Here is a 13,332-nt window from a genome sequence, read left to right on the forward strand (position 1 = left end):
TGCAAATCCTCCTACACCCCGTGCGGGGTATCCATCACGGCCGCGAAGATCTCCTTCAGCGCCCGACGGTGGTCACCAGCGTCACGGGAGACTTCGGCGATGACGACTTCGTCCGCGCCCGTCATCCTCCGTACGTTCCAGACGGTCTCGGCGCACTCGCGAGGAGTGCCGGCGGTCACGGCGAACGGCTGGCGGCGCGCGTCGACCGCGGCCTTCGACGGGTCGTTGTTGACAGCGAGTGCGATGGCGACTGCGGCCGTCCCAGAAGACGACGACTCCCGGAAGGCACGCAGGGTGGCCGCGCAGGCGTCGACGTCGGAGTTGAGGAACAGGGCGTGGCAGTAGTTCCAGCCCAACTCGGCAGCGAGCACCGCCGACCGGTGTCCGGCGCCGTGCAGCCAGCCCTCGTAGGGGACTCCCAGCGGTTCGACGAGTTCCGAGCCGGATTCGAGGGCCTCGACGAGGTCGCGCAACGCCCGGTCGAGCTTCTCGTCGTCCTTCTGCTGGGAGAGCAGCACATCGGTCCCCGGTCCGGCGACGCCTCCCCTGCCGAGGCCCACATCGAGCCGCTCGCCGCAGAAGACCGCCGCCGTGGTGAGGTCCTCCGCGGTCAGATGAGGGTCCCGCAGCCGTAGCAGGGTCACTGCCGCACCGACCCGGATGCGGCTCGTGTGACTGCCCAGAACCGGGACGAGCGACAGCGGGTTGGTGCTCGGGGAACCGATGCCGTGGTGCTCGGGCACCCACAGGCGGTGGTATCCGAGTCTGTCGGCGACGAGCGAACCTTCGAACGCCTTCCGCCGCTTCTCCGTGACGTCGCCGTCCCGGGACAGGTCCAGGTACTCGATCACTCCCAGACGCATGGTCATGGCTGCTCCATCGTGACCGGTTCCTCCAGGAACACGTTGGCCTGCAGGGCGTACATCTCGGCGTACAGGCCCCGAGCCTCCATCAGGCTCGCGTGGGTGCCTCGTTCCACGATCCGTCCTTCGTTGAAGACGAAGATCTGGTCCGCGTACCGCACGTTGGAGAAGCGATGGGAGACGATGATCGCGGTGCGGCCGGCGAGCAGTCTGCGCAGATCGGCCAGGAGCGCGTGGTCGGAGACCGCGTCGAGGGCCGAGGTCGGCTCGTCGAGGATGACGAGCTCACGGGACCGGTAGAAGGCTCGCGCGATGGCGAGTCGCTGCAACTCGCCGCCGGACAGGGAGGTGCCGCTGTCGAACTCCGTACCGAGCTGTGTCTCCAGGCCGTCGGGCAGCCGCGCCACGACGTTCGAGGCCCCCGCCGCGGAGATCGCCACGTCGATCTCCGCGGGATCGGGTGTGCGGGCCACGTCTCCCAGGGTGACGTTCTCGGCGACCGAGAAGTGGTACTCCAGCGGGTCCTGGAAGACCGTGGTGACGTGGTCACGGAGTGACTCGGTGCTCAGTTCCGTGCTGCGCGCTCCGTTCCACAACACCTCGCCCTCGGTCGGCGGGTAGAGGAAAGCGAGGATCTTCGAGAGTGTCGTCTTCCCCGAGCCGTTCGGCCCCACGAAGGCCACGAGCTGTCCGGCCTGGATGGTCAGCTCGATCTCCCGCAGTGCCTCGCGGTCTGCTCCGTTGTACGTGAAGGAGAGGTTCCGCACCGCGAGCTCCCGCAGCGGCGCGGGACGACGGTCCGAGTGCTGGGCCTCGCGGGCTTTGTGGGTCTGCTCGTAGAAGGCGTTCTGGTCACCCAGGAACAGCCCCGCCTCGGAGATCTCGGTGATGGGCCCGCCGAGGTTGCCCACCGCGCCGGCCAGCCGGCTCAGGGCCACGACGACGGTGAGCAGCTCCGCGGTGTCCATGCGTCCGCTCACGAAGAACCAGGCGATGACGCCCATCACGGCGGCGATGACCAGCCCGAAGGAGAACTGTCCGACCAGCAGGCTCCGCCACTGGCCGCGGACCATGCGCCGCAGCTCGGCGTAGCGCTGATGCGACAGTGCGGCGTGACGGTCGGCGAAATGCTCCGTCAGCCGGAACGACCTGAGCTCGGCCGCGGACTCCCGGGAGGTGATGAGCCGACCCACATAGCGGCGGCGGCGTTCGAGCGAGGTCACGCTGTAGAAGAAGGAGAACTGCTGACCCGCCAGCCTGGCCGACAGGATCAGAATCGGCGCCGCCGCGAGAGCCATCATCGGCAGCAGAAGCGGTTGCAGCACCACAAGCAAACCGACGAAGAAGAGAATCTGAAAGGCGGACGAAACCAGCGCGACGATTCCGCGCACGACCTGCCGCGGTTTGAAGTCGGCCGTGGTCTCGGCCCTGCTGATCCGGTCATGAATTGCGGGATCATCGAAGTCCGACAATTCAAGCGAGGCGATGGCCCTGTGCATGCGTCGCGTACTGAATTGCCTGACCCGGTCGAGCAGCAGTTCCTGAACCGTGTGGCGCGTGTTCGCGGACAGCAGCATCAGGATGGTCACGCCGACCGCCGTGAACAGCAGCGGCAGCATGTCGTCCAGAACCTGACTCGGTTCGGCCGCGGTGTCGAGAAATGCGGGCGCACCGAACCTGAAGATCACCAGAAGGCCCAGCATGAGCAGACCTTCGAGCGCCGGCAGCGCGATGACCACAAGCAGGAACAAACCTCTGTGTGCCTGCCAGCTGAGCTTCAGCGAATCGAGAATGTTGGCGGGCGTGGACCTCTTGCCCTGAGAGTCTGCCGAAGTCACACTGCCGTCCTCTTCCTCGTCGGCGAACGACGCCAAGTCTCCGTGGGAGCGCAGCTCGTCACAAGCGCTCCTGGCGCGATGGCGGAACCCCGGGCGGCATGTGACCGAAAACCACACACCGCCCGGAGCCTTTGGCCAGTGGATCCCGGATTCCCGCAGGAATCAGAGCGGCCTAGTGCCCGTGACTCAGCACGCGCACTCCGAGTCGCAGCCGCTGCAGGTCCACGAGCAGCTCCAGCAGGTGGTGGTCGTCGTCCAACCACCCGCCTGGATCTCCTGACCCTCGAACGACTTGTCACGGCCCGGGGCGGTGAGAACCTCCACGTCCACCGTGAGGTCGAGCGTGTTCGGCGTCATCGTCTGCGCCACGTACAACACCTCCTTCAGTGATCAATTCGATCCGATCGGATCGACGAATGGACCTTAAATAGGGTCGCGATGGGAGGCAAAGAATTTCTGACATCAGCGCGAAACCACCCCAAGACCCGCCCGCTGGGCCAATCCATGGAAGTCCGTTCGTGTCCCGCCGGCGGGACACGAACGGCCATGCGGCCACCCACCAGCGGGCCGCACCCGGTACGCAGATAGAGCCTTGACATGTCTGCGAGATCCCTAAGGATTGCTCCCGGAGTTGACCATGACCGCTGCACCCGGAGGAAGAACGGCGAATTGGTCAGCGCGGCTGAAAGTCGCCCTGGCCGGCATCGCTCGCGCCGATCTGGCCCGGCACCCCAGGGAGAGGAGTCGAGTGAGCGAGTACCTGACCGAAGTTGATCAACTGGATCTGGCTCGGACACTCTTTGACGACGCAAAGAGCGGAATCGAGGATTCCCCCGATCTGGTGCGACTTCTTGATCTTGCCACGGCCGCGATGGAGTTCGAGCAGCTCTTTGGTAACGACTTCTCGGCTTCTTCCGCATTCGGTGCGGCGGTATCCGTGATGAGGTCGCAACAACAGCTCGAACCCTGGCTGTACGGCGGAGTCGCGCATGTGGGATGGGTGGCGTTCCACCTGTCCCGCACCTCGGGGTCCTCCCTTCAGGGAGTCAACCGCTTCGACGACATGATCACGGAATGGGTCGCTGATTTCCCCGAGGACCGAGACATCGATCTTCCCGCCGGACTGCTCGGGCTGGGCGTGTACGCGCTGGTCCATCCCGATCAGGCGGTCCGGGAGCGGATCACCAGCCAGATTCTGCAGGTCATACGCAAGCGGGCGGAAGAGGACGACGGTCTCTATGTGCGTCTGACCGCGTCACCGGCGCGCATGAACCTTCGCCCCCACATGATCGGCCAGCGGGACCTCGGTGTCGCGCACGGTGTGGCCGGCCTCATCTCCTATCTGGCCTCCGCTTCGATGAGCCGTCTGCGCTGCGCGGGGGAGGCGACTCAGCTTCTCTCCGCCACTCTGAAGTGGTTCCTCCGCCAGCGGAGCCCGCTGAACGGCACGATCTACCCGAATTCTGTGGAGAGCCGGTACGAGCCGTCCCGCAGCGCCTGGTGCTACGGCGATCCGGGTATTTCCCTCGCGCTTCTGGTGGCGGCGGAGGCGACGGGCTCCGCGTCGGTCGCCGCAGCCGCACGCGAAGCCGCGGCGGCCGCCCTCGCCCGGCCGGCCGATCGCGCCCGCGTCGTCGACGCCTGCCTGTGCCACGGAACCGCCGGCCTCGCATGGTTCGGGCGCCGTGCGGCCGAGGCCTGGGAACTGCCCGAGGCCAGGACGTACGGCGCCCGTTGGGCCGCGCGGATCGCCCAGGAGCGGCGTCAAGGACCGCTGCACTACGTCGGGTTCGAGGGAACCCGACGTGACACCTCCTTCCTGGAAGGGGACCTCGGCGTCGCCCTGGCCCTCGCCTACCACGCGACCGGACGCCCTCCGCTCTGGGAAGAACGACTGCTCACCATCCGCATACGCGCCCTGGGGGACTTGTGAGTTCGGCTCTGGTTGAGGCCGCTCTGGGCCGCGACATCCCGTCGCTGCTCGCCCCTGGCCGTCCTCGGCTCCCGAAGAGGCGGCTCGACGGTACCCACCGCGTCGTCGCGCCCGAGGAAACCCTTGAACGCGTGCGTCCGTACCTGCCCAGGCTGGGGATCACCCGCCTCGCCGACATTACCGGCCTGGACACGATCGGCATCCCTGTCACCCTTGCTGTACGACCCAACGGCCGTGTTCTGAGTGTCAGTTCGGGCAAGGGACTCACCGCAACGAGCGCCCTGGTGTCCGGGCTGATGGAGTCCCTGGAACTCCACCACGCCGAAGTGGAGTGGTCTCCCCCGTCGCTGCGCCGCTCCTACGCGGAGATGAGACGCGAGTACGTGGTCCCAGCCAAGCAGGACCTGCCCCTGGCCAAGGCCGCGCCCTTCCCCGAGCACTGGCCCTACGAGTGGACCTGGGGCTGGGACCTGATCGGCCAGCAGAGTGCGGCCCTTCCGGTGTCGATGATCCACATGGGAAACCGCTCCACGCGCATCCACGACCTCTTCTCCTTCCAGATCACCTCCAACGGGCTCGCCTCCGGGAACACGGCCGCCGAGGCGGTCACCGCCGGCCTGCTGGAGGTGATCGAGCGGGACGCGATCGCCTGCCACACCGAGGCATGGCGCCACGGCGCCGTGCCACCCCTGGTCGACCTCTCCACCGTCGAGTACCCCACCGTGCGCGCGCTAACGGCACGACTCGACGACGCGGACATAGTCGTGCTGCTCTTCGACTGCTCGGTCGACACGGGAGTTCCCGTCTACTGGGCGAACATCGTCGACCCACACCAACTGGTGCCGGGCACGTTCTCCGGGTACGGTGCGCACCTCGACCCGGAGATCGCCATGACCCGGGCCATCACCGAGGCCGTGCAGGCGCGTACCGTCACCGTGGCGGGGTCGCGCGACGATATCTACCGCCACCGCGAAGCCCTGCGCCGGGCGCATTCCGGAAGCGACGAGGGCTGGCGGTCGACGGCCGCGTCCGCCCCGGCCGCGCCCGCTCCGCCGCCCTCGCATGCGGGCTACACCTTCGAGGCCGACACGGAGACCCTGCTCGACCGCCTCAAGAGCGCGGGACTGGAGCGGGCCATCGTGGTCGACCTCAGCACTCAGTGGTGTCCGGCAACCGTGGTGAAGATCGTCGTCCCGGGCCTGGAGGGCTATCGGTTCGAGAACTACGAACCCGGCCACCGCGCCCGCTCCTTCGTTTCCGCCCGGGGAGGTGCGCGGTCGTGACCATTGTCGTCTTCCTCGGCCCGAGCCTGCCTCTGGAGGATGCTCGGAGCATCCTGCCCGATGCCGTCTACCTGCCCCCGGCCCGCCAGGCGGACCTGATCTCCGCACTCGACCGCGCCCCGGACGCGATCGGTCTCATCGACGGTGAGTTCCACCAGTCCCGGTCGGTGTGGCACAAGGAGATCCTTATCGCGCTCGAGCGAGGGGTCCGCGTCTTCGGCTCCTCCAGCATGGGCGCCCTGCGCGCCGCCGAGTTGGAGCCCTACGGCATGACCGGCGTGGGCGGGGTCTTCGAGCGCTTCGCCTCCGGGGAGCTCATCGACGACGACGAAGTCGCCCTGCTGTACCACATGGAGGACGGCGACTATCGGCATGTGTCCGAGCCGATGGTCAACATCCGGGCCACGCTCGAAGCCGCAGCAGCCTCCGGCCGTGTCCCCGAGAGCCTGCTCACCGACGCCCTACGTGCGGCAAAGTCGCTGCACTACACGGAACGGACCCGCCGGGCAGTGGTAGAACGCCTCCGCGCCGAGGGGTCCGACGCCGAAGCCGTCGCGGCGCTCGACGAGGTCTGGGCCGCAGGGCCCGTGGACATCAAGGCGCAGGACGCACGTCAACTGCTGCACCTGCTCCGTCTCTACGCCGAACAGGGAGCACCGCGCGGGGGGACCGTTCCGAAGGTGGCGCGTACGGCGGCACTGGACAGCCTCTACGACAGGGAACGCCGCGTCGGCATCGGCGGCCTGAGCGTCTCCATGGAGGAGATCGCCGAGTACATCCAGCTCCACCACCCTCGGGCCGCGGCGGTCAACGCCGCCGCGATGAACCGCACGCTCGTGCTCGTGCTCGCCGACCTGCTGCACGTCGAACCGACGGAAGCGGAGGTCGAGAGCGAGGAGCACCGGTGGCGGGTCCGGCACGGCAAGACCGAGGAAGGCGCCTTCTCCACGTGGCTGGCACAGAACCACCTGGCCCGTGAGGAGTTCCGACAGCTGGCCCGGGAGAACGCCGTCTGCCGCCACCTGTGGCGCTGGCTGCTGTACGTCCGCCATGTCGAACGCACCGCCCGGCCCCTGCTCGACCACCTCCGCTGGGAGGACTCCTACGTCCCGTGGGCCTCCGACGCGGCCGCCCACACCGCGCTGCCGGCACCGCGGGACGAAGGTCTCCTGCAGACGCTTACCCCCGAGGAGGTCGAGCGGATCCACGCCGAGCATCGGTCGCGGCATGGGCTCCCCGCCGAGACCGACCTGGCCTCCTGGGCCGAGGAGGCCGGTTTCAACTCGCCCGAGTTGCTCCTGCTGGCTCTCGTGAAAGCGAGCCACAGACACGCGGTCACGACCACCCACTCACCGTCTCGTCACGAAGAGGAACAGCAATGACTGGAATGGACCGTCGCACCCTGCTCAGGACGACTGCCACAGCCGCGGCCGCGGCGGGCCTGAGCTCCCTTCCCGGTGTGGCCACCGCGTCCGGAAGCGACGCGGCCCGCAGCCCTGGGACGCAGCTTCCGCGGGTGCCGGGCATGCACGGCGACCGCCTCGCCAACGAACTCTGGTACGTCTACGAGCAGACCTTCTACTACAACGCCACGCCGGAGATACGCGCGGCGTTCGCGGCCGTCGGAGAGCACGCGGGCGGCGACGTGGAGGGGATGTTCTACGTCTACAGCCTCACCCGCAAGGCGGGGACGTACCCGGAGAAGTTCTACTCCCGGGTGGAGCCGGCCCGGGACGCCTACGCCTATCTCTCCCGCCTCCAGCTGGAGATCCTGGACCGCTACTGTCGCAATGAGCGCGACCTCGCCCGTGTGTTCCTGCGCCTGGGCGACGGTTCGCTCTACGACCCGCGCATGCCCGAGGGCTTCAAGGTCCACATGATGAACCTGGGCCCCAATGGCGAACCGCCCATGAACTGGCTCGTATGGCACGCGATCATCCGCGCCATGACCATGCTCGACATCGACGCGCGCCGCTGGAACTCCATCGACCGCTGGGTCGGACTCGGCTGGGCCGCCCAGTCGATCCTCAAGCCGCGCCCCGAGCAGGTCAATCCGCCCATGGCGCGCAAGGCCGCGCATCGGCTGACGCTCGAGTGGGCCCGCCGCACTCCCGAGGAAATGGACAAGGCGTTCGACTCGTTCCCTTACCCGGAGGGCGTTTCCTGACGGATGTCGAGCCGGAACCCACGGTACGACCCAACCTTTGTGTCATGTACGGGGGGAGACAAGCATGGCAACAGCTACGCCAAACGCACTGAACGAACCGCGCACCATCAGTTCGGGGGATGAGAACGCGACACCGCGGCTCAAGGGCAGCTCCGCCAGGCGGAAGGTGGCCATGGTGACGGATGTCGGCCTGCAGCTTCCGGGTGGCATGTCGTTCGAAAGCTGGGAGAAGGCCGGCCGGAACCTGGCCCGTGTCGCCAGTTCGTCAGCCTGGTGCCTCGGCGACTGGATCGTCTACGGGCAGTCGCGGTACGAGGGGCGTTACCGCGATGCCGTCGAGTCGGTGGGACTCGACTACCAGACCGTTCGCAACTACGCGTGGGTCGCCCGGCGCGTTCCCCAGTCGGCACGGCGCAAGGAACTCAGCTTCCAGCATCACGCGGAAGTCGCGTCGCTCAGCCCGCAGGAGCAGGAATCCTGGCTGGACCGGGCGGTCAAGGAGAGATGGTCCCGGAACCAGCTGCGCGGGGAATTACGTGCGGCCAGGTCCACGGAGCCCCGTCCCGCGACGACCGTGAGCATGCCGAAGCTCGAGGTTCCGGAAGCGCAGCTCGCCCGCTGGCGGAAGGCCGCGGAACTGGCCGGTGCCAGCCTCCAAGGCTGGATCGTCAACCTCCTCGAGTCCGAGGCGAATTCCGTCCTCGCGGACACGAGAGCACCGTCCCCGGACGAGGTGGACGCAGAAGTTCTCCCCGCGATTCCGACACAGAAGGGTCGAGACTGACATGCCGCTCCCTCTTCCACAGCGCCTGGGTGTCTGGCTCGTGGGCGCTCGCGGATCCGTCGCCACCACCACGGTGGCGGGCGCGGGCGCCATGGCGGCCGGCCTCACCGGAACGACCGGGTGCGTCACGGCGGAGCCGGAGTTCGCCGACGCCGCGCTGCCGGCCTTCGACGACCTCGTCTTCGGAGGCCACGACGTCTCCGCCGTGCCTCTCCCCAAGCGCGCGGAACAACTCGCCGACTCCGGCGTGCTACCGGGCTGGTTCCTCGAGCAGGTGCAGCCCGCCCTGAGCGCTGCGGACCGTGAGATCCGTCCCGGAGCGACCGTGGACCACGGCAGGCGCACTCAGCAGGAGGTCGCCGAGGGTCTCGTGGCGGATCTGCGGTCCTTCCGCTCCAGGACGGGCGTGACAGCGGTCGTGGTGGTCAACGTGGCTTCCACCGAGGCACCGGCCCCGCTCCACCCGGCGACGGCGAGCCTGGAGGCAATGCGGGCGGCCCTCGCCACCGACTCGACCGTCCTGCCGCTCAGTTCCCTTTATGCGTACGCCGCGCTGAGCGCGGGCTGCGCCTACGTCGATTTCACTCCCTCCACCGGGGCACGTCTGCCGGCACTCGATGAGCTGGCCCGGCTCAACGGGCTCCCGTATGCCGGTAGTGACGGCAAGACCGGGGAAACCCTGGTGAAGAGCGTGCTGGCGCCGATGTTCCGCATGCGGGCCCTGAAGGTCCGCTCCTGGTCCGGCACCAATCTGCTGGGTGGCGGGGACGGAGCCACCCTGGCCGACCCGGCAGCGGCAGCCGGCAAGATCGAGTCGAAGGGCCACGCCGTCCGGGAGATCCTCGGCCATTCCGTGGAAGGGCACACCCATATCGATCACGTGCCGGACCTGGGCGAGTGGAAGACAGCCTGGGACCACATCTCCTTCGAGGGGTTCCTCGGCACACGCATGACCCTGCAGTTCACCTGGCAGGGCTGTGACTCGGCACTCGCCGCACCCCTGGTCCTGGACCTCGCCCGCCTCATGGGCCTGGCCCTGCGGCGTGGAGAGGCCGGACCGCAGTCCCAGCTCGGGTTCTTCTTCAAGGATCCGGTAGACGCAACGGAACACGGCCTGGCGGCACAGTACGAGCGTCTGCGGGACTGGGCGACCGACGGCCCGGTGCCCCGGTGAGCGAGGTCGAATGCTGAGCGATCTCGCGGTGCTCGTCCGCGCCCCGGCCGCGCTCACGGTTCCTGGCGACGCGTTCGCGGGTGCCGCTGCGGCCGGCCGTCTGTCCGCTCGGACCGCAGCCACGGCTGCGTCGTCCGTGTGCCTCTACTGGGCCGGCATGGCGCTCAACGACTATGCCGACCGGCATCTGGACATCCTCGAGCGACCGGAACGTCCCATCCCGTCGGGCCGCGTCGGCGCCCGCACGGCGCTGACGACCGCCTGCGCCCTCACAGCCGCCGGCCTGGGCATATCCGCCTGGGCCGGAGGTCCCCGCGCCCTGGCGGGCGCGGTGCCGCTCGCGGTGAGCGTGTGGGCGTACGACCTGGCGTTCAAGGGAACCCGGTGGGGGCCCGCCGCCATGGCGGCGACCCGCGCTCTCGACGTCCTGCGCGCGGCGGGGCCGTCGGGACTGCGGTCCGCCTTGCCCGCCGCCGTGGTGGCCTGCCATGTCCACACGGTGACCTGGCTCAGCAAGCGCGAAGAGAGTGGCTCCTCGGCCGCACTGCCGGCCGCCACCCTGGGCATGACAGCCTCTCTCGCCCTCGCTCTCGCCAGGGTCTCGAAGGCCCCGGGGAGACGCCTGCCCCCGCTGGCGGTCACCGCGCCGCTCGCCGCATACCTCACCAGCTTCGGCGCGGCACAGGCCCAGGCCGTCCGCCGTCCGACCGCGGAGCGCATCCAGGCCGCGGTGGGCGCCGGAATCCTCGGACTGGTGCCCCTGCAGGCCGCTCTCGTCGGCCGGACGGGCGCGCCGAAGGCCGCGGCGCTGATCTCGGCTGTCCTGCCCCTGGCCCGCTACCTGACGCGAAGGACCTCTCCCACATGACGCCCGCCCCGCCCCGGCAGGGCCTGCCCCTGCGCTTCGGATACGGCACAAACGGCTTTTCCAACCACTCCCTCGACGACACACTGACCGTCCTGACCGACCTCGGCTACGACGGCGTGGCACTGACCCTCGATCACGCCCACCTCAACCCCTTCGACGCCGGACTCGCCCGCCGGGTCTCCGCGCTGCGGGCCCGTCTCGACGACGCGGGCCTGGCCGTGGTCGTCGAAACGGGCGCCCGCTACCTGCTCGATCCTTGGCACAAGCACGAACCGACCCTGCTGACCGGGGACGACGACGGGAGGAAGCGCAGACTCGACTTCCTGGAGCGAGCGGCGACAGTGGCCGCGGATCTCGGGGCCGAGGCGGTCTCCTTCTGGAGCGGGATCCTGCCCGACGACGTCCCAGAGGAGCACGGATGGCGTCTGCTGGCCGACGGGTGCGCTCGCCTCGTGGACACAGCCGAACGCCTCGGCGTCCAGCTGGGTTTCGAGCCGGAACCAGGCATGCTCGTCGGCACCCTGAACGACTTCGAGCGCCTCCACGCGACGCTCGGGCGCCCCGGGGCGCTGGGCCTGACGCTGGACATCGGCCACTGCCAGTGCCTGGAACCGAACCCCGTGGTCGAATGCGTGCTCCGCGGCGGCCCGCTGCTGGCCAATGTGCAGATCGAGGACATGCGCCGTGGCCTGCACGAACACCTCATGTTCGGTGAGGGCGAGATCGACTTTCCCCCCGTGCTGGCGGCTCTCGCGGAGTGCGGTTACTCGGGCCTGATCTCCGTCGAGCTCCCCCGGAGCGGCCATGCGGCACCGCAGCTGGCCCGCCAGAGCCTGGCCTTCCTGCGCGAGGCGAGCACGCTCGCCACCGACTACGTGGGGAGCCTGCGGTGATCCCTCCGACACAGAGCGACGTACGGAAGGCACTGGCCGCCGATCTGAGCACCGAGCAGCACGTTTGGCTGACCGCGGCCCTCCGCTCCGTACAGCAGAACCCGCCCGGAATCGACCGGTTCTTCGCGGCCGCCCGCCGCCGCTGCGGACGGTCCGTGCTGACCGCCGCACCGGAGAACCTGGCCGACTGGACCCGCGACGACGCGGCCCGCGCCCTCCTGCTGCATGCTCTGCCCCCTCACCGCGAGGCCGTCGGCGATGCGGTCGCCCGTCTCTATAGGAGTGGTGACGCGGCCGAACGAAGGGCTGTTCTCAGGGCGCTGCCGTTGCTCGACATCGCCGACGCCGCCGTCCCGCTGGTTCAGGACGCGTTGCGCACGAACGACTCCCGGCTGATCACCGTGGCCATGGGCCCGTACGCGCAGGCTCATCTCGACCAGTCGTCCTGGCGGCAGGGCGTGCTCAAGTGCCTCTTCGTCGGCATCCCGCTGACGTCCGTCTTCGGCCTGGCCGAGCGCGTGGACACCGAACTGGTCCGGATGGCCACCGCCTTCGCCGAGGAGAGAACCGCCGCGGGGCGCACGGTCCCCCCTGACGTCGACGCCGTCCTCAGCGCCGGCATCGGTCCCCTCTCGTGACGCACCTGCCCCCGAATCCGACCGTCTCTGGAGACGACGTGCGCATCTTCGATCCTCACATCCACATGACCTCCCGGACGACGTCCGACTACCAGGCGATGTACGACGCCGGGGTGCGTGCCCTCGTCGAGCCGGCCTTCTGGCTGGGCCAGCCCCGCACCTCCGCGGCCACCTTCATCGACTACTTCGACTCCCTCATCGGCTGGGAGCCCTACCGGGCGGCGCAGTACGGCATCCAGCACCACTGCACCATCGCGCTCAACCCGAAGGAGGCCAACGACCCCCGCTGCCGAGAAGTGCTCGACCTCCTGCCGCGCTACCTCGAGAAGGACCGCGTCGTGGCCGTCGGAGAGATCGGGTTCGACGCGATGACCGAAGCGGAGGAGCAGGCGTTCGTCGCGCAGTTGGAGCTCGCCGTCGCTCATGAGCTACCCGTCCTGGTCCACACGCCCCACCGCGACAAGGCCACGGGGACGGCCCGCTCACTCGACATCGTCGCCGCGTCGGGGATCGCTCCGAGCCAGGTCGTGCTCGACCACCTGAACGAGACCACCGTGGCCCAGGTCCATGGCAGCGGGTGCTGGATGGGGTTCTCCATCTACCCCGACACGAAGATGGATCCCGACCGCATGGTGCGCATTCTGCTGGAGTACGGAACCGAGCGCGTCCTGGTGAACTCGGCGGCCGACTGGGGCCACAGCGACCCGCTGCTGACCCGCGCCACGGGGCAGGCCATGCTCGCGGCCGGCTTCACCGAGGACGACGTTGACCGCGTCCTGTGGCGGAACCCGGTGGAGTTCTACGGCCAGAGCGGACGACTGGAGCTCGCCGGGATCCAGTGGGCACACCCGTCGTCGTATGCCGGGAACACCGTCCTTCGCGGCGCGTGAG

Annotated in this window: 13 protein-coding genes; 10 read left to right on the forward strand and 3 right to left on the reverse strand. The window is 68.8% G+C overall.

Translation table 11 applies throughout. The features are described from left to right. Positions 1-11: 11 nt before the first annotated feature. The 3 genes from L6E17_RS16675 to L6E17_RS16685 all read right to left on the reverse strand — a co-directional run bounded on the left by L6E17_RS16675 (position 12) and on the right by L6E17_RS16685 (position 3,070). On the reverse strand, positions 12-869 hold the full coding sequence (locus tag L6E17_RS16675; protein ID WP_236241552.1) for an LLM class flavin-dependent oxidoreductase: 858 nt from the start codon (positions 867-869) through the stop codon (positions 12-14). Further along, a complete protein-coding gene (locus tag L6E17_RS16680) occupies positions 866-2,737 on the reverse strand; it encodes an ABC transporter ATP-binding protein (RefSeq protein WP_236241553.1) in 1,872 nt (623 codons plus the stop codon). Before L6E17_RS16680 ends, L6E17_RS16675 begins: the two co-directional genes overlap by 4 nt. Before the next feature lie 150 nt (positions 2,738-2,887). Next, complete coding sequence (locus L6E17_RS16685) at positions 2,888-3,070, reverse strand: hypothetical protein (RefSeq protein ID WP_236241554.1); 183 nt, start codon at positions 3,068-3,070, stop codon at positions 2,888-2,890. Positions 3,071-3,449: 379 nt separating this feature from the next. Between L6E17_RS16685 and L6E17_RS16690 the strand changes: the two genes are divergently transcribed. From L6E17_RS16690 to L6E17_RS16735, 10 genes are all read left to right on the forward strand, one after another. Continuing rightward, positions 3,450-4,634, forward strand: a complete 1,185-nt coding sequence (locus L6E17_RS16690) for a lanthionine synthetase LanC family protein (RefSeq protein WP_236241555.1) — start codon at positions 3,450-3,452, stop codon at positions 4,632-4,634. Further along, entirely contained in the window at positions 4,631-5,917 is a 1,287-nt protein-coding gene (locus tag L6E17_RS16695; RefSeq protein ID WP_236241556.1) for a YcaO-like family protein, read from the forward strand. Before L6E17_RS16690 ends, L6E17_RS16695 begins: the two co-directional genes overlap by 4 nt. Beyond that, the gene (locus L6E17_RS16700; RefSeq protein ID WP_236241557.1) at positions 5,914-7,299 is read left to right on the forward strand and encodes a TfuA-like protein; all 1,386 of its coding nucleotides are present in this window, start codon (positions 5,914-5,916) and stop codon (positions 7,297-7,299) included. Before L6E17_RS16695 ends, L6E17_RS16700 begins: the two co-directional genes overlap by 4 nt. After that, positions 7,296-8,084 carry a hypothetical protein gene (locus L6E17_RS16705; protein ID WP_236241558.1) on the forward strand — a complete coding sequence of 263 codons (789 nt, stop codon included), beginning with the start codon at positions 7,296-7,298 and terminating at the stop codon, positions 8,082-8,084. Before L6E17_RS16700 ends, L6E17_RS16705 begins: the two co-directional genes overlap by 4 nt. Before the next feature lie 64 nt (positions 8,085-8,148). Beyond that, a complete protein-coding gene (locus L6E17_RS16710; RefSeq protein WP_236241559.1) occupies positions 8,149-8,868 on the forward strand; it encodes an LmbU family transcriptional regulator in 720 nt (239 codons plus the stop codon). Position 8,869: 1 nt separating this feature from the next. Further along, a complete protein-coding gene (locus L6E17_RS16715; protein ID WP_236241560.1) occupies positions 8,870-10,042 on the forward strand; it encodes an inositol-3-phosphate synthase in 1,173 nt (390 codons plus the stop codon). Positions 10,043-10,052: 10 nt separating this feature from the next. Then, positions 10,053-10,910, forward strand: coding sequence for an SCO3242 family prenyltransferase (locus L6E17_RS16720; protein WP_236241561.1), 858 nt, complete (start codon positions 10,053-10,055; stop codon positions 10,908-10,910). After that, positions 10,907-11,803: a sugar phosphate isomerase/epimerase gene (locus L6E17_RS16725; protein WP_236241562.1), complete on the forward strand. Its 897-nt coding sequence runs from the start codon at positions 10,907-10,909 to the stop codon at positions 11,801-11,803. Before L6E17_RS16720 ends, L6E17_RS16725 begins: the two co-directional genes overlap by 4 nt. Then, positions 11,800-12,441 carry an EboA domain-containing protein gene (locus L6E17_RS16730; protein ID WP_236241563.1) on the forward strand — a complete coding sequence of 214 codons (642 nt, stop codon included), beginning with the start codon at positions 11,800-11,802 and terminating at the stop codon, positions 12,439-12,441. Before L6E17_RS16725 ends, L6E17_RS16730 begins: the two co-directional genes overlap by 4 nt. A gap of 38 nt (positions 12,442-12,479) precedes the next feature. Then, positions 12,480-13,331, forward strand: a complete 852-nt coding sequence (locus L6E17_RS16735) for a TatD family hydrolase (protein WP_236241564.1) — start codon at positions 12,480-12,482, stop codon at positions 13,329-13,331. Position 13,332 lies beyond the last annotated feature (1 nt).

The organism is Streptomyces sp. CC228A, assembly GCF_021390935.1.
Classification (GTDB): Bacteria; Actinomycetota; Actinomycetes; order Streptomycetales; family Streptomycetaceae; genus Streptomyces.